The organism is Arthrobacter sp. TJ-266, from assembly GCF_058269115.1.
The window spans coordinates 37,216-54,003 of record NZ_JBZCNC010000006.1 but is presented as its reverse complement, the minus strand read 5'-3'; the positions used below and the strand labels follow the sequence as shown (position 1 = coordinate 54,003).

The 16,788-nt window shown below is 69.6% G+C and carries 9 protein-coding genes and 2 tRNA genes; 6 read left to right on the top strand and 5 right to left on the bottom strand.

The window, feature by feature from the left end:
• Positions 1-15: 15 nt before the first annotated feature.
• A complete protein-coding gene (locus AC4D12_RS15570) occupies positions 16-2,130 on the top strand; it encodes a RecQ family ATP-dependent DNA helicase (protein WP_490950866.1) in 2,115 nt (704 codons plus the stop codon).
• 88 nt (positions 2,131-2,218) lie between these two features.
• On the opposite strand, the gene AC4D12_RS15565 is transcribed toward AC4D12_RS15570, so the two are convergent.
• Together AC4D12_RS15565 and AC4D12_RS15560 are read right to left on the bottom strand one after the other, a co-directional pair.
• A tRNA-Ser gene (locus AC4D12_RS15565) sits at positions 2,219-2,306 on the bottom strand.
• A 105-nt stretch (positions 2,307-2,411) separates the two neighbouring features.
• On the bottom strand, positions 2,412-4,499 hold the full coding sequence (locus tag AC4D12_RS15560; protein WP_490950865.1) for a prolyl oligopeptidase family serine peptidase: 2,088 nt from the start codon (positions 4,497-4,499) through the stop codon (positions 2,412-2,414).
• Positions 4,500-4,609: 110 nt separating this feature from the next.
• Here AC4D12_RS15560 and AC4D12_RS15555 point away from each other — a divergent pair, with 110 nt between their 5' ends.
• Entirely contained in the window at positions 4,610-6,604 is a 1,995-nt protein-coding gene (locus tag AC4D12_RS15555) for an FAD/NAD(P)-binding protein (RefSeq protein ID WP_490950864.1), read from the top strand.
• A 172-nt stretch (positions 6,605-6,776) separates the two neighbouring features.
• Here AC4D12_RS15555 and AC4D12_RS15550 read toward each other — a convergent pair whose 3' ends face one another.
• From AC4D12_RS15550 to AC4D12_RS15540, 3 genes are all read right to left on the bottom strand, one after another.
• Positions 6,777-11,726, bottom strand: coding sequence for an ExeM/NucH family extracellular endonuclease (locus tag AC4D12_RS15550; protein WP_490950863.1), 4,950 nt, complete (start codon positions 11,724-11,726; stop codon positions 6,777-6,779).
• A 198-nt stretch (positions 11,727-11,924) separates the two neighbouring features.
• Entirely contained in the window at positions 11,925-12,434 is a 510-nt protein-coding gene (locus tag AC4D12_RS15545) for a septum formation family protein (RefSeq protein WP_490950862.1), read from the bottom strand.
• Positions 12,435-12,592: 158 nt separating this feature from the next.
• Positions 12,593-12,680: transfer RNA gene (locus AC4D12_RS15540), tRNA-Ser, on the bottom strand.
• A gap of 84 nt (positions 12,681-12,764) precedes the next feature.
• Here AC4D12_RS15540 and AC4D12_RS15535 point away from each other — a divergent pair.
• The 4 genes from AC4D12_RS15535 (at position 12,765) to AC4D12_RS15520 (ending at position 16,743) form a co-directional block, all read left to right on the top strand.
• Positions 12,765-13,736, top strand: a complete 972-nt coding sequence (locus tag AC4D12_RS15535) for an NAD(P)H-quinone oxidoreductase (protein ID WP_490950861.1) — start codon at positions 12,765-12,767, stop codon at positions 13,734-13,736.
• A gap of 87 nt (positions 13,737-13,823) precedes the next feature.
• Positions 13,824-14,066 (top strand): hypothetical protein, encoded by a 243-nt coding sequence (locus AC4D12_RS15530; RefSeq protein WP_490950860.1) that lies wholly within the window; start codon positions 13,824-13,826, stop codon positions 14,064-14,066.
• 212 nt (positions 14,067-14,278) lie between these two features.
• On the top strand, positions 14,279-16,555 hold the full coding sequence (locus AC4D12_RS15525) for a carbon starvation CstA family protein (protein ID WP_490950859.1): 2,277 nt from the start codon (positions 14,279-14,281) through the stop codon (positions 16,553-16,555).
• Positions 16,555-16,743, top strand: coding sequence for a YbdD/YjiX family protein (locus AC4D12_RS15520; protein ID WP_490950858.1), 189 nt, complete (start codon positions 16,555-16,557; stop codon positions 16,741-16,743). Before AC4D12_RS15525 ends, AC4D12_RS15520 begins: the two co-directional genes overlap by 1 nt.
• Positions 16,744-16,788: the final 45 nt, after the last annotated feature.

Sequence of the window (16,788 nt, the reverse complement as noted above, 5' to 3'; positions counted from 1 at the left end):
TGGGAGACTGGAGGCATGTCACCCACCACCACACTCAACGAGCAGGCCGCCGAGATCCTCCACACGCTGGTGGGGTCGAAGGACGCCCGGTTCCACGACGGTCAGTTCGAAGCCATCGAGGCCCTCGTCGAGGGTGGCCGGCGGGCGCTCGTCGTGCAGCGCACCGGGTGGGGTAAGTCCGCGGTGTACTTCGTCGCGAGCCTCCTGCTCAGGGCTCGCGGCGCCGGGCCCACCCTGATCGTCTCGCCGCTGCTGGCCCTCATGCGGGACCAGGTGGCGGCAGCCGCGCGCGCGGGCGTCCGGGCGGAAGCCATCAACTCGGCCAACCAGACCGAGTGGCAGGACATCATCGCGAAGCTCCAGGCCGACGAGGTGGACGTGCTGCTCGTCTCGCCGGAACGCCTGAACAACCCGTCCTTCCGGGAGCTGTACCTCCCGGAGCTCATGCGGCGCACCGGCCTGCTCGTCATCGACGAGGCGCACTGCATCTCGGACTGGGGACACGACTTCCGCCCCGACTACCGGCGCCTCCGGGAACTGATCATGGGCCTGCCCCAGGGCGTCCCGGTCCTGGCGACCACGGCGACCGCCAACTCACGCGTGGTGAAGGACGTCGAGGAGCAGCTCGGGGCGGGCGGCACGGACGTCTTCACCCTGCGCGGGGAGCTGGCGCGGAAGTCGCTGCGGCTCGGCGTCCTCCGGCTGCCGAGTCCGCGGTCGCGCCTCGCCTGGCTGCTCACGCACCTCACGGATCTGCCGGGGAGCGGCATCATCTACGCCCTGACCGTCTCCGCCGCCGAGGATACCGCGCGGCTGCTGCGGGAGAACGGGCACGCGGTCCGGGCCTACACCGGACGCACTGATCCGGCGGATCGCGAGGCGGCGGAGACGGCGCTGAAGAACAACGAGGTGAAGGCGCTCGTCGCCACGAGCGCCCTCGGCATGGGCTTCGACAAGCCCGATCTCGGCTTCGTGGTGCACCTCGGCGCACCGTCCTCGCCGGTCGCGTACTACCAGCAGGTGGGCCGCGCGGGCCGCGGGACGCCGAATGCGGACGTGCTGCTGCTGCCCGGCGCCGAGGATCGCGACATCTGGGAGTACTTCGCCACCGCCTCCATGCCCTCCGAGGACGCCGCGCTCCGCGTGCTCGAGGCCCTGGAGCCGGGAGTGGTCCTCTCGACGCCCGCGTTGGAGACACGCGTGAACCTCAAGCGGTCGCCCCTCGAGTTGCTGCTGAAGGTGCTCGACGTCGACGGTGCGGTCCGCAAGGTGACGGGCGGCTGGGAGAGCACCGGTACGCCCTGGACCTACGACGCCGATCGCTACCGCCGCATCAGCGAGGCGCGGGTAGTCGAGCAGAAGTCCATGCTCGACTACGAGAACACGACCTCCTGCCGCATGGAATTCCTCTCCCGCTCCCTGGACGATCCTGCGGCGACGCCCTGCGGACGCTGTGACAACTGCGCCGGGCCCTGGTACTCCGACGACGTGGCCCACGAGGCCTCGGACTCCGCCAACCAGGCCCTGAGCCGCGTCGGCGTCGAGCTCGAGCCGCGTGGCCAGTGGCCGTCGGGCATGGACAAGCTCGGAGTGGCGCTCAAGGGGAAGCTGAAGCCCGGCGAGGTGAGCCTTCCCGGGCGCGCGCTCGCACGTCTGACGGACCTCGGATGGGGCAACAGATTGCGGGAGCTGATGTCCGACGCCACGCCCGATGCTCCGCTGGATCCCGCCGCCATCGAAGCGGTGGTGCGCGTACTGGCGCAGTGGGGCTGGGACGAGCGCCCGGTGGCCGTGGTGAGTGTGCCCTCGCGTCGACGCCCGGAACTGATCACGTCCCTCGCGCAGGCGCTCGCCGACGTCGGGCGCATCCCCTATCTCGGCCGACTGACCACGCCGAACGGCTACCCGCAGGGTCAGCCCGGCGGCAACAGCGCGTTCCGCCTCGCCCAGGTGTGGGACCACTTCGGTGTCCCGGAGGAGGGAGCGGCCTGGTTCGCGGCCAATCCCGGGCCGGTGCTGCTCGTGGACGACTTCGCCGACAGCCGCTGGACCATCACCGAGGCCGGGCGCGCGCTGCGGGTGGCGGGGGCCTCCGGAGTGCTGCCGTTCGCCCTCGCGTTGAAGGCCTGACCTCCGCGAGGGGGCGCTCGGGGGAGAAGGTCCTTCGTCTGGGGCGAACGGCAACGAAAAGGGGCCCCATTCCTGGGGCCCCTCGATGCGGAGACGGGGGGATTTGAACCCCCGGTAGGCTTTAGGCCCACACTTCATTAGCAGTGAAGCCCATTCGGCCGCTCTGGCACGTCTCCATCGGCTATCGCTAGCTGTGCAAGGCTACCCGGTGAATGACGGCAAGAGCAAAACGCTGTGAGGCCCTGCGAGGCGCCACGATCGGTGCTTCGCGCCGCCGTCGATCACAGGGATCCGGTGAGCGCACGCCACAGGAACTCGAAGCTCATCGCATGCATCCGGGCAGCCTGGCGGTTGTCGGCTGCCCCCGCGTGGCCGCCCTCGAGCGCCTCGTGGAACCAGACGTCGTCGATCCCCCGCTCCTTCATCAGCGCGGCCATCTTGCGGGCCTGGACCGGACCCACGCGGTCGTCACTGGTGGCCGTCCAGATGAGGGTTCTCGGATAGGTGACGCCGTCCCGCAGGAGGTGGTACGGCGAGAACGTCCGCACGTACTCCCATTCCTCCGGCCTGTCCGGGTCGCCGTACTCCGCGATCCACGAGAACCCGGCGGAGAGCTTCGTGTAGCGCCGCATGTCGAGCAGGGGCACCCCGCAGGAGATCGCCCCGAAGAGGTGGGGGTAGGTGGTCAGCATGTTGCCCACCAGCAGGCCTCCGTTGCTGCGCCCGGTGCAGCCGAGCAACGCCGGTGAGGTGACGCCCCGCCGTACGAGGTCCTCGGCGATGGCCGCGAAGTCCTCGTACGCGCGATGCCGGTTCGCGTGGAGCGCGGCGTGATGCCAGCGCGGGCCGTACTCACCGCCCCCTCGGATGTTCGCGAGCACGTATACGCCGTGCCGTTCGTCGTCGGTGCTGCGTTCCAGCCAGCCCCGCCCGATCACGCCGCTGTAGGCGGGTGTCATCGCGTGTTCGAAGCCGCCGTAACCGGAGAGCAGCGTGGGGTTGCCGCCGTCGAGCGTGAGTTCGGTGGACGCGACCTGGAAGTAGGGCACACGCGTGCCGTCCAGGGAGACGGCGAAGTGCTGCTCCACGCTGAAGCGGGACTCGTCGAAGAACGACGGCGAGGACTTCACGGTGCCGTGCGTCCCGCCGATCGTGCCGCGGTAGAGGGTGGAGGGCGTCAGGAACCCCGTGGCGACGAGCCAGTAGTCGTTGCCGTCCACCTCGTTCTCGTCGTCCACCGCGTAGGCGTCGACCGAGTGGAGGGGCGGGCAGGCGTCGAGCGTCGCGGCGTGCCAGTCGCGGGCCGGGTCGAGGATGCGGATCTCCGAGGAGACGTCGTGGAGCAGGTTCAGCAGGAGGAAGTCGCGGGTCCAGCTCCAGGACTGCAGCGAGGTCGCCTCGTCGGGGGTGAACACCGCCACGAGCGGCGACCCACCGATGAGGAACTCCTCGAACCGGACCACGAGCAGGGAGCCGGCCACGTGGGTCGAGCCGCCGACCGTCCAGTCCGTCCGCGGGCGGATCACGAGCCATTCACGGTGCAGGGACACGCTCGCGTCCTCGGGCACCTCGATGAGGCGCCAGTCGTCGTCCCGCCGCACGTAGGTGCGGCGCGTGTAGAAATCGATCGTGTCGACGGCGATGTCCCGCTCGAACCCGGGCGTCGGATCGTGCATCACCAGCGCCACCATGTGGTTCTCGTCGACCTCGAAGCACTGCTCGGCGTCGGTCAGGTTCCCGCCCCTGTGGAGCGTCCGCACGGTGCGCGGGTACGAGCTCGAGGTCATGGACCCCGGCCCCACGTCGGTCGCCACGAAGAGGGTGTCCCGTCCGGCCCAACTGACGCGGCTCTTCGCCGTCGGGAGGTCGAACCCGCCCTCCACGAACGCGAGTGTCCCGAGGTCGAACTCGCGATACCGGTGCGCATCGCCGCCGTCCGGAGAGAGGACCACGAGGACGCGTTCGTGGGGTGCACCCTCGGCCGGCCGGAGGAAGAGCGCGCCGGCCCAGACCCACTCCGTGTGCTCCTCGGCGCTCAGGGCGTCGAGGTCGAGCAGCAGTTCCCAGTCGGGATCGTCGGAGCGGTAGCTGTCCCAGGAGGTGCGGCGCCAGACGCCCTGCCGGTGCTCGGCGTCGCGCCAGAAGTTGTAGTAGTGGTTCCCGTGCTTGCCCACCATGGGAATGCGGTCCGTGGAGTCCAGCACGTCGAGGATGCGCTGCTCACCGGCCTCGAACTCGGGCGTCACCAGCACGTTCTCCGTCAGCGCGTTCTCCCGGCGCACCCAGTCGAGCTGCCTGTCCCCGTAGATGTCCTCGAGCCACAGGAAGGGGTCGTCCGTCGTCGTCGGGGTGTCCGTCGTGTCCGTCATGCGCCCATCCTATGCAGGCGTCCGGGTACGGGCGGCGGGTCACCGGCCGGCCTCGAGCGGTGAGCCGCCCAGGTGAGGGAACGCCGACAGGCGTTGGATACTCTTGGTCCGTGGGAACCCAGGAGCCGCAGCGCGTGGCCATCATCGGCGCAGGACCCCGCGGCACCTCCGTGGTGGAACGCCTGATCGCCCGGGCCCTCGAGCTCGGGGACGCGGCGCCGCCCCTGACGATCCACGTGATCGACCCGTACGAACCCGGCCCCGGTCACGTCTGGCGCACCGGGCAGTCGCGCCTCTTCCTCATGAACACGCCCTGCCTCTACCCCACGGTGGTTCCGGTCGGCAGAGCCGGGCAGCGGGTGGCACCCTCGCCCGTCGGCGTCGCGTTCGACGAGTGGCGCCTACGCGTGGTGAACGGCCTCATCAGTGCGCCCGACGACGACCTCGAGGAGTGTGCACGCCTCACCTCGAGCGGTTTCCCGAGCAGGGCGCTGTACGGGCGCTACCTCGCGTGGGTCTTCGCGGAGGCAGTGCGGACGGCGCCCGTGGGCACCCGCGTGGTGCACCATCGGCACGAGGCCGTCGACCTCTACGCGCTCGGTTCCCGCCGGTGGCGGATCAGTCTCGACGACGGCAGCGGCCTCGAGGTCGACGACGTCGTGCTGGCGCTGGGGCACCTCCCCGCGGCACTCACGCCGGAGCAGGGAAGACTGCAGGACGCCGCGGCGCGGCACGGACTGCAGTACTGGCCGCCGGCGGTACCCGCCGACGTCGACTGGCGCCGGGTGCCGGCCGGCAAGACCGTGCTGATCCGGGGTCTCGGGCTCAACTTCTTCGACGCGATGATCCAGCTCACGGAGGGGCGCGGCGGTGCGTTCACGCAGCGTGAGGACGGGCGGCTCGAGTACAGCCCGTCGGGGAAGGAGCCGCGGCTCGTCGCGGCGTCGCGTCGCGGGGTCCCGTACCGCGCCAAGGCTGACATCGATACCTATGTCCCACGCAGCGTGCGGCTCCGGTTCTGCACGCCTGCGGCCGTCCTCGGTCTCCGCAGGAGCGGCATCCAACTCGGCTTCGACCACGACCTGTGGCCGCTGCTGCATCGCGACGTTCTCTGGGCGTACTACTCGACGCTGTGCCGAAGCGACAGCGCAGGTGCCAGGGAAGACGAGATGCCCATCGGGGCACCCGACCGTTTCCTCGCGGAACTCGATGCCGCTCTGTCGGAGCGGTCCATCGCCTGGGAGGACGAGGTGTCCGACGTCGTCGGCCGCCACGTGCCCGACGCGCATCGCCTCGACGTCGAGGCCCTGGCGCAGCCTTTTGCCGGGAGGCATTTCGCTAACGGAGAGGACTTCACCTCGGCCGTGCTGGGCTACCTCGAGGCGGACGCCGCAGGCTCGGCCCGCGGGGAGGAGGACCCGCTGAAGATGGCTATCGGGGCGCTGAATGCGGGCCGGTCCGTGGTCAAGCAGGTCGTGTCGGACGGCGGCATCTCCGACGCGTCGTGGAACTCCGAGCTGCGCGGATGGTTCGAGCCGCTCGTCGAGGGTCTGGCCAGTGGCCCCCCTCCGCTGCGGATCGCCCAGCTGGCGGCCCTGGTACGGGCGGGAGTGGTGCGCTTCGTCGGGCCGAACCCCACCTTCGGCTTCGATGCCGACGACGCGCTGTTCCGGGCATCGTCCCCCTGGGTGAAGGATGATTCCTTCACAGCCCAGTACCTCGTCGAGGCGATGATGCCGGCCAACCGCGTCGCGACCACACGATCCCCTCTCCTCGCATCGCTCGTGGAGCGGGGTCTCGTGCGCCCGAGGATGACGGTGTCCGAGGGAGGAGCCCCGGAAGTCTCGGCAGGTCTGGACGTGACTCCACCGCCCTATCGCGCGATCGACGGTTCCGGACACGCGCTCGAGTCCCTCTTCGTGATCGGCCTCCAGCTCTCCTCGGTGCAGTGGGGTACGGCGATCGCGGCCGAGTCGGGCGCGGATCTGGAAGCCGGCGGACGCACCCTGCTCGACGCCGATCGGATCGCCGACGCCATCTGGCTGTCGGCCCGACGTGATGCTCCCGACGACGACGCTCCTCTCGGTACGCGTCCGCTCCGCTGAGGGTCGAGCCCGGTCGAGCCAGGCGGCGCCCGGCTGACGTGGCTGAACTCGTCGAGGGGCGAACGCGGCACGTGGGTGGCGGGGAGCACGCGCAATGACGAAGGGCTGGACCGTCTCCGGTCCAGCCCTTCGTCCCTCGCGGATTACCCCTGACTCACGGGGTGCTCCTCACTCAGGGATTGCACCCGCCGTTGGACTCCTGGTAGGCGTCCAGACGCTGGATGAAGGCCGCCATGGCGTCGCGCGCCACAGGTGTCACAGGGCGGTAGGTGCCGTCCGGCCAACCCCGGCTGATGCCGGACTCCTTCATCCAGGCGATCTCGCGAGCGAACTGCAGCTGGACCGGCACGTCGGCGAAGGGTGCAGCCGCTGGTGCGGTGTACTCCGAGGCGTCGCTCACCGAGCAGTAATCACCGGCGAATCGGTTCATGAAGGCAGCCATCGCGTCGCGATTGACCGGTTCGACCGGACGGAAAGTGCCGTCCGCGAAGCCGGTCGTGATCCCGTTCTCGGCGAGCCAGGTGATTTCCTTGTAGAACTCCGTCGCCGGCGTGATGTCGGAGAAGGGTGACACGGATGGTGCCGTCCATTCGGGTTCGCCTGCCAGCCTGTACAGGAAGGCCGCCATGGCGTCGCGGTTGATCGAGCTGAGCGGCCTGTAGGTACCGTCAGGGAAGCCCTTGGCGAGCCCCTGGTCGGCGAGCCACTTGATGGCGTCCTCGTGCTCGTTGCCCTGGATGTCGGGGAAGACGACCGGCGCCTCGACGGTTACGGGGAGTGTGATTGTGGTCATGGTCGGCTGGGCGACCAGGACGAGCGAGCCCGATCCCGTCGCGGCAGCCGGAAGTGTGACGTCGACCGTCACCGCTCCGGCCGTCACGGGGAACGTCCCGAGCGGGGTTGCCGTCCCGTCCGCTGCGACGAAGCTCGCGGCGAGCGTGCTGTTGGCCGGGCTGCCGAGCGAGGTGAGATCGAGCTTGGACACGGTGAAGGAGACAGCCGTACCCGCCTTCACGGTGCTCGGGGCGCCCTGGACCTGCACGCCGCGTCGATCGAACGACGGCGAGAGCGGGCTGTTGGCGCGGATGTAGTCGATCCACGCGTCACGGTCCACCAGGCCCGACTCACGGGTGTCGGCACCTTCACGGAAGACCGTGAAGTTGTCGCCGCCCTGGGCCAGGAAGCTGAACGTACCGATCCGGTAGTCCTTCGCCGGGTCGAGCGCCGCTCCGTCGATGGTGACGGACGTGATCCTCGAGCCCCGGGCGAGCGTGGGGTCGTAGGTGAAGCTCACGTTGTCCGACAGGCCGAGAGCCAGGAAGGCCCGCGAGCTGCCGTCCGGCTGCCACTGCTGCTCGAGCATGGTCCTGAACTCGGCACCGGTCAGGGTGGTGGTCCACAGATCGTTCACGAACGGCAGCACCGCATTCGCCTCGGCGAAGGTGATGGTTCCGTCCGGAGCGAAGTAGAGCTCGTTGCGGAGCCCTCCCGGGTTGACGACGCCGATCTGCGCGCCGCCGCGCTCGGCCGGGGCCAGGCTCGTGCGGAGCGAGTCGGCCACGAGGTTGCCGAGGGTGGACTCGCTCGTGCGGTCGTCGCGAGCGGTGCCGGTGAAGGCGGTGGTGATGTCCTGGGTGACCGAGCCGACCGGCTGGTTGCCGATGACGGCCGCCTGCGCCAGTGCGGCGTCGACGATGGTCTTGACCGCCGCGACACGCGGGTAGGTGCTCACGAGGGTGGCATCGGCGACGGTGGTCCGCGCGACGTTCCGTGCCGTGTAGGACTCGACGTCGCCCGTGGTGGTGTCCACGGTCAGGACGATCTGCCCGATGAACTCGCCGTAGGACCCGGTCTGGAGGATCGGCCTGGTCTCTCCGGCCGCTCCCGGGATGGGAGCGTCCCACGCGTACTGCTTGTGCGTGTGCCCGGTGAAGATGGCGTCGACCAACGGAGTGGTCTCGGTGACGATCCGCGCGAACGCTCCGCCGGCCGCGATCTCCTGCTCGATGGTCGCACCCTCGACGACGCCGTCACCGGCGCCCTCGTGGTACTCGGCGACGATGACGTCGGCGAGATCCTGGTCCGCGATCTCCTCGGCGACGCGGTTGACGGCCGCGACGGGATCGCCGAAGTCGACGTTCGCGATACCGCCGGGGCTGACGAGCGATGCCGTCTCCTGGGTGACGACCCCGATCACGGCGACGTCGATGCCGTCGACCGTGATGATGGAGTACTCCTCGAGTGCGGGCTCCGAGGTGCCCTTCTCGTAGACGTTCGCTCCGAGGTAGGGGAAGTCCGCCGACTCGCTCACGCGGCCGGCGAGGTCGGCGAAGCCCTTGTCGAACTCGTGGTTGCCCACGGCCGAGGCGCGCAGCTCCAGGGCATTGAGGACGTCGAGCGTCGGCTCGTCGTCCTGCAGCGAGGAGGCGAAGAGCGAGGCGCCGATGTTGTCACCGGCGGACAGCAGAGCCGTCCTGCCCTCGCCGCCCTCCGCGCGCAACTGCTCCACCGTGCCGGCGAACTTCACCGTGTTGGCGTCGATGCGGCCGTGGAAGTCGTTGATGTTGAGGAGGTTGACCTCCGCGGTGGTGTCCGCCGGCACGAGGTCGAGCCCCACGATCACCGGATCGTGGTCGCTCGCCCGGTAGGGGTCGGCCGCGTAGTAGTCGGTGACGTTGTTGTTGAAGCGGCTGTATTCCAGGGCCACCGACTCCACGGAGTTGATGTTCCAGGTGTCCACCCCGGTCACCGTGGCGTCCGCCGAGGGTGACGCGAGGATGTGGTCGAGCGAGCCGCTGAGGCCCGAGAACACGTACGAGTAGCTCTCGTCCTTGACGCCCTGGTTCACGTACCCGGCCTCGTAGAGGACCTGCATGGGGTCCTCCTGCGTGTACGAGTTGAAGTCACCGGTGAGGAACACCTTGTCCGTGCCGGTCGCCTCCTTCTGCGTCTCCGCGAAGGCGACGAGCGCCTCTGCCTGGGTCACGCGGGCTGCGTTCCACGCGCCCTGGCCGTCGCCGGAGTCGACGTTCGGCCCCGAGCTCGGACCGGAGCCCTTCGACTTGAAGTGGTTGACGATCGCCACGAAGGTCTCGCCCTCCGTGCCTCCGACGGGCTTGAAGGCCTGCGCCAGCGGCTTGCGTGCGTTCGAGAACGCCACGTCGTCGTTGAGGATGACGGATTCGCCGACCGGCTCCGCGACGGCCTTCTTGTAGATCAGGGCCGTGCGGATGAAGTCCTCGTCCTCGATGGCGGGAACGGCCGCGGGGGAGCGGACGTAGTCCCAGGTGCCGGGGGCCTTCTCGTTGAGTGCCTCCACGAGGACGGCGAGCGCGGCGTCGCGGTCCTTGTCGAACTTCGCCGAGTTCTCGATCTCCATGAGGGTGACGACATCGGCATCGAGCGCGTTGATGGCGGCCACGATCTTGGCCTCCTGGCGCTCGAAGCTCTCACGCGTGGCTGCCCCGCGGGCGCCGCACCCGCCGTTGACCGTGATGGGCGTGCCCGCGCGGTCCGTGAAGTAGGTGCAACCCGTCAGGTCCTCGCCCGTGGTCGCGAAGTAGTTCAGCACGTTGAAGGAGGCGAGCTTCACGCTGCCGCCCACCTCGTCCGGCGCCGCTGGGCGCTCGCCGGCGAACTGCACGGGCTGCACGCCGTCGGGGGCGGAGCCGTTCAGCTCGGAGAGCGGCTGGAACTTCCAGGCGCTGTTGCGGTAGTCGAGGACCACCGGCGAGACGAAGTCGGCGGAGTAGCCGACCCGCACGGGCTGCGTCGGCGTGAGGTAGGGCAGCACCTTGTTGCGGTTCGCCCCGGTGAAGAAGTTCGTCGAGGCGCCGTCGTCGAGCCGGACGCCGCGTGCTGCGTTGTCGGCGACGACCGCCGCGTACTCCGCGGTGCCGGGACGCGCGACGTCGGTCGGCTGGAGCAGGCGTTCGGTGCCGGCAGCCAGGGTGACCTCGCCGTACTGGTTGAGCGTGTAGTTGTCCGAGACGGTGAAGGAGTCCGCGGGCTGGAAGAGCATGCCCTCCACACCCTCACGGGCGGCGTCGGTCGCGGGCAGCGGGATCTCGGAGGCCTTGACCTCCTCCGCCGGCTCGGTGAGCTCGACGGTTCCGCCCGCCGGGACGGTGAGCTGGGTGAGACCGAAGAACTCCCCTGCGGTCCCGGTCACCTCGACGTGGTCACCGATGGCGACGGACGCCACGGTCGATGCCGAGAAGACGAAGATGGCGTCGGACGCCGTCTGGCCCGCCGTGGCGGACGTGCCGGGGGTCTGGATGTAGAAGCCCTGGAATCCGCCGGTGGGGTAGGCCGCGGTGACCTTGCCGCGCGTGGTGACGGTCTGCCCGGCCAGCGGCGTGGTGGCCGCCGTGCCCTGGATGTCCCGGATCGGCGTGACGGCCCCGGGTGTCGGGGGCGGCGTGGGGGTGGGAGGAGGGGTCGGGGTCGGCGTCGTGCCGCCCGCGCTGTTCGTGGGCGAGGTCGCCTGGAGGGTGAAGTCGGCTGCGTTGACGTCGGTGTCGGCGAAGCCCGTACGGGCTGCCGAGAGGACGCTGCCGCCGCCCGGAGCGGTTGCGGCGGCGCCCTCGAACGTCGTGGCGTTGCCGTAACCGAGCAGGTCGACGACGCCGGGAGCGTCCGCGGCGCTGCCGACGGGAAGGACTCCCACATTCGCTGCCTGGTCGGACAGGACGATCACGCCTCCGCCTGCGCCCGGGTTGAAGGCTCCGGCGACGACGTCCGCGGTGGGCAGGGGCGCCCCGTTGGCGGCGTTGCTGCCGCCCTGCACCAGGAAGTATCCCTTCGCAGGGATGGTGCCACTGAGCGCGGAGACGCTGTTCGGTGCGGCGGTCCCGGTCGCCGACCGGTACTGCAGCGACCAGCCGTCGAGGCTGACCGGGGCGTCGGACGGGTTGTACAGCTCCACGTACTTGTTGCGGAGCGGCGTGCCCACGGTGCCGCCGGTGACGTAGGCCTCGTTGATGATGACGTCGTCTCCCGTGACGGACGTCGTGGCCGGTGGGGTCTCCACCGCCGTGGCGGGTAGTGCGAAGATCGGTGAGGCGATCAGCCCTACCGACAGCGCCGCACCGAGCGCTCCCTTCCAGGACGAATTACTCATTCGTGGTGTTCTCCTTGACTGTGGCCACTGTGCGGCCGCGAGTGGTACCCGCCGACCCGTCGATGGGAGGGCGTGGTGGCACTGTGCACCTTATGTGACGCAGGTGACAGTGCGATCCCCGGGAGAAGCAAACCAGACTCCCGTGAACGGAGGGTTACCAGAACACGGGAGCCGCCGACGGGTGGGAAGGGCGTACGGTCAGCGGTTGGCGCCCTCGAGCGTGCCGGTGGACGGCGCCTCGTCCTCCTCCGCGACGAAGCACAGGATCTCGCGGTCGTCGGCGCTGTTCCAGCTCTCCTCGACCGGGTAGAAGTAGAGCAGTTCGAGCACGGAGGATTCGAAGTCCATCCCGACGAAGCTCCGGAACTCGGCACTGCAGAACTCGGTGGCCGCCGTGGAGGCGGCGGCCTCGCCGGGGTAGTCGCCGTCGGGCATCTCGGTTCTGGCGATCGCCTCGAAGACGTGCGGTTCGTCGCAGGGGAGCACCGTGATGTCGGTGACGTCGGAGGTGCCCGGATCATCGATGCAGTCGCCCACCTTCACGGAGAAGGCGTCCGTCTCCTCCTCAGCGGTGACGGCGCCGTCGGCGTCGCGTTCGGGCCCCTGGGAGGGCAGGAGGCTGCAGCCCGTGAGCAGAGCGAGGGCGGCGCAGGCCGAAGCCGCCGTCGCGCGCCGGGTCACGGCGTTCCGCTGGTGTCGCCTGGTCATGGTGTCCCCGTTCTCGGCCCCGAGCGGTGGGAGGGCCGGTGCTCCTCGGGACAGTACCGCACGACGACGGGGGCACCACGGCGCCCACGGCGCCGCGCCGCTCGGGTCCGGGGCCGAAAAAAGGAGGAGGCTCCGCGATGCGGAGCCTCCTCGATGTGCGGAAGGTAAGGGATTCGAACCCTTGAGACGGGGTGACCGCCCACTGGTTTTCAAGACCAGCTCCTTCGGCCGCTCGGACAACCTTCCGCCGCTAGTGTTTCACGAGAGGCCGGTGGCGCCCAAACATCGTGCTGGTCGATCAGCGGCGAAGGCTGCGGAGGGAGAAGCGACGTGCGAGCTGTGCTCATCCAGGGGAGCGGCGGGCCTGAGGTCCTGGTGCCGCAGGAGGTGCCCGATCCCCGTCCCGGAGCGGGCGAGGTCCTCATCGACGTCGTGGCCGCGGGGCTGAACAGGGCGGACGTACAGCAGCGGCGCGGGTTCTACCCACCGCCGGAGGGCGCGTCGGAGATCCCCGGGCTCGAGGTGTCGGGACACGTCGCGGATCCGGGTCCGTCGCAGTTCGCCGTCGGTCAGCCCGTCGTCGCGCTGCTCGCCGGCGGAGGCTACGCGGAGCGGGTGGCCGTGCCGGCCGGTCAGGTGGTGCCGGCGCCGGACGGCGTCGATCTGGTCGAGGCCGCCGCACTCCCGGAGACCGCCGCGACGGTGTGGTCGAACCTGGTGCTGCAGGCGGGCCTCACCGGTGGGGACAGCGTGCTGATCCACGGGGCGTCCGGCGGGATCGGGCTGATGGCCGTCCAGGTGGCGCTCGCCCTCGGCGCCGTACCGCTGGTGACCGCGGGGTCGGCGGCGAAGCTGGACGTCGCACGGTCCCTGGGCGTCGGCTCGCTCATCGACTACCGGCAGCAGGACTTCGTGGACGAGGTGATGACGGCGACCGGAGGGCGCGGGGTCGACGTGATCCTGGACGTCGTGGGCGCCGAGTACCTCGCACGCAATGTCGCGTCCCTCGCGTCCGGCGGGCGCCTCGTGGTCATCGGACTGCAGCGGGGTGCCAGGGCGGAGCTCGATCTCGGCCTGCTCATGGGCAAGCGCGCCAGCGTCGCGGGCACCACGCTGAGGTCGCGCCCCGTGGAGGAGAAGGCGCGGATCATGGCCGCGGTGCAGGACCACGTGTGGCCGCTCGTGTCAGCAGGTCGCGTGAGGCCGTTCGTCGACCGCACCTTCCCGCTCGACAGCGCGGCGGAGGCGCATGCGTACTTCGACTCCGGGCAGCACGTGGGCAAGGTCCTGCTGACCACGTAGGTCGCCGTGCGCTGGTCATCAGCAGGCTTCCTCTCATTGTCGGGCTGTGGAAGGCTGGTCGGACAGCCGATCGGAAGGAGCGCCGCCATGACGGGCATGCAGGACGACGACGGGAACGAGGGCGGCCTGGCCAAGGCCGCCGACAGCTTCGCCGAGAACCTCGGGGACCAGGTGCCCGACGGCGTCGACAACGGCCCCACGGACGACGCCGACGAGCCGGCCGACGGCCGCACCAGGACGCACGCGAGCATCAGCGAGGGCATGAACGCGAACGACGACGAGCCTCCCGCGGACACGCGCGACGGCTCAGGCGCGACGACGGACACCTGAGCGTCCTGATCCACGTCTGACCGTCGCCTGACGGGCGCATGAGGGACGGCACCCGCGCCCGCCGACCGAACACCGGTCGACAAGAGCCGGCCGCTCGCCGCACCCTCGCGCGCGTTCGGCGCATCCCCCGGGTTGGGAGGCTTGTCATGTGACGTACGCCTCACTAGGTTGCTACCTTCGTGTGCATCACACTCTCCCACCCGAGGAGCATCATGAGTAAGAAGCAGAACGGGTCCCACCGGCACGCCGACGTGCTGGTGACGGATCCCGACCTGCCGCCGGTCGCCGTCGACCCGCAGCTGGCAGAAGCAGAAGACCGCCGGTGGACTCCGGCGAAGATCGCCCTCTGGGTGGGAATCGCCCTCCTCGGTGGCGTGTCCTGGACCATCCTCGCGATCGTGCGGGGCGAGACCGTCAACGCGATCTGGTTCGTGTTCGCGGCAGTGTGCACCTACCTCATCGCCTACCGGTTCTACTCCAAGTTCATCGAGCGGAACCTCACCAAGCCGGACGACAGGCGTGCCACGCCCGCGGAGTACAAGGCGGACGGCAAGGACTACGCCGCCACCGACCGCCGGGTGCTCTTCGGCCACCACTTCGCGGCGATCGCCGGCGCGGGTCCGCTCGTGGGTCCGGTCCTCGCGGCGCAGATGGGCTACCTGCCCGGCACCCTCTGGATCATCATCGGCGTGATCTTCGCCGGCGCCGTCCAGGACTACCTCGTCATGTTCTTCTCCATGCGCCGCGGCGGCCGCTCCCTGGGCCAGATGGCACGCGAGGAACTCGGCGTCATCGGCGGCACCGCCGCCCTCGTGGCGACGCTCACCATCATGATCATCATCGTGGCGATCCTCGCCCTCGTGGTGGTCAACGCCCTCGGTGAGAGCCCGTGGGGCGTCTTCTCCGTCTCGATGACCATCCCGATCGCCCTCTTCATGGGCGTGTACCTGCGGTACCTCCGCCCCGGCAAGGTCACCGAGGTGTCGCTGATCGGCTTCGTGCTCCTGCTCCTCGCCATCATCGGCGGCGGCTGGATCTCCGAGACCGCCTGGGGCGCCGAGCTGTTCACGCTCGACCGCGTGACGATCGCCTGGGGCATCATCATCTACGGCTTCATCGCCGCCGTCCTGCCCGTCTGGCTGCTGCTGGCCCCGCGTGACTACCTCTCCACCTTCATGAAGATCGGCACCATCGTGATGCTCGCCGTCGCGATCGTCATCACCCGCCCCGAGATCAGCGTCCCCGCCGTCACGGAGTACGCGAGCACCGGCGCGGGCCCCGTCGTCGCGGGGACCCTGTTCCCGTTCCTCTTCGTCACCATCGCCTGCGGCGCCCTCTCGGGGTTCCACGCGCTGATCGCCTCCGGTACCACCCCGAAGATGATCGAGAAGGAGCGCCAGACGCGCTTCATCGGCTACGGCGGCATGCTCATGGAGTCCTTCGTGGCGATCATGGCGCTCGTCGCGGCCCTCTCGATCGACCGCGGCATCTACTTCGCCATGAACTCCTCGGGAGCGGCGACGGGCGGCACCATCGAGGGTGCGGTGACGTTCGTGAACGGCCTCGGCCTCACGGGCGTCAACCTGACGCAGGAAGCGCTCAGCACCATGGCCACGAACGTCGGCGAGGAGTCGATCGTCTCCCGCACGGGCGGCGCCCCGACGCTCGCCGTCGGTATCGCCCAGATCATGCAGGGCGTCTTCGGCGGCGCCGGCATGATGGCCTTCTGGTACCACTTCGCCATCATGTTCGAGGCGCTGTTCATCCTCACCGCGGTCGACGCCGGCACGCGCGTGGCGCGCTTCATGCTGCAAGACAGCATCGGGAACGTCGTGCCCCGCTTCCGCGACACCTCCTGGCGCACCGGCGCGTGGATCTGTACGGCCGTCATGGTGGCCGGATGGGGGGCGATCCTCATCATGGGTGTCACCGATCCGCTCGGCGGCATCAACACCCTGTTCCCGCTGTTCGGTATCGCGAACCAGCTGCTGGCGGCCATCGCGCTCGCCGTCTGCATGGCCATCTGCGCCAAGCGCGGCATGTTCAAGTTCCTGTGGATCCCGGCACTGCCACTGGCCTTCGCGTCGGTGGTGACCATCACGGCGTCGTTCCAGAAGATCTTCTCGCCCACACCGGCCATCGGCTACTGGGCGCAGCACAACGCGTTCCGGGATGCCCTCGCAGCCGGTGAGGAGAGCTTCGGCTCGGCGAGGACAGTGGCGGCCATGGAAGCGGTGGTCCGTAACACCTTCATCCAGGGGACGCTGTCCATCGTGTTCGTGGTGCTCTCCATCATCGTCATCGCCACCGCGATCCTCGCCACCATCAAGGCGTACCGCACCGGCGGGGGTGTCGAGACGGAGGACGCCGCCGTGCCCTCGCGCATCTTCGCCCCGGCGGGCCTGACGGCCACGCCGGCCGAGAAGGAGCTGGAAGCTCGCTGGGCCGCCGTCGATCCCGACAAGCGACCCGTCAGGTCGGGTCACTGATGAGCGTGCTGGAGCGGGCGCGTGAGCTCGCGTGGCTGTTCAGGGGTGTGATGGGGGAGAACGCCTACCAGGCCTACCTCGACCACCACGTGCGGACCCACGCCGGCGGGAAGCCCATGACGGAGCGTGAGTTCTGGAGGGACAAGACGGACCGCCAGGACGCCAACCCCGAAGGGCGCTGCTGCTAGGCGATCCGGACGGCGAAGGACCCGGCACCCGATGGGGTGCCGGGT

Coding starts and splice junctions, on each gene's coding strand:
- AC4D12_RS15520 (WP_490950858.1), top strand. CDS start 16,555: ATGAGCGTGCTGGAGCGGGCGCGTGAGCTCGCGTGGCTGTTCAGGGGT.
- AC4D12_RS15570 (WP_490950866.1), top strand. CDS start 16: ATGTCACCCACCACCACACTCAACGAGCAGGCCGCCGAGATCCTCCAC.
- AC4D12_RS15545 (WP_490950862.1), bottom strand. CDS start 12,434: ATGACCAGGCGACACCAGCGGAACGCCGTGACCCGGCGCGCGACGGCG.
- AC4D12_RS15525 (WP_490950859.1), top strand. CDS start 14,279: ATGAGTAAGAAGCAGAACGGGTCCCACCGGCACGCCGACGTGCTGGTG.
- AC4D12_RS15530 (WP_490950860.1), top strand. CDS start 13,824: ATGACGGGCATGCAGGACGACGACGGGAACGAGGGCGGCCTGGCCAAG.
- AC4D12_RS15560 (WP_490950865.1), bottom strand. CDS start 4,499: ATGACGGACACGACGGACACCCCGACGACGACGGACGACCCCTTCCTG.
- AC4D12_RS15550 (WP_490950863.1), bottom strand. CDS start 11,726: ATGAGTAATTCGTCCTGGAAGGGAGCGCTCGGTGCGGCGCTGTCGGTA.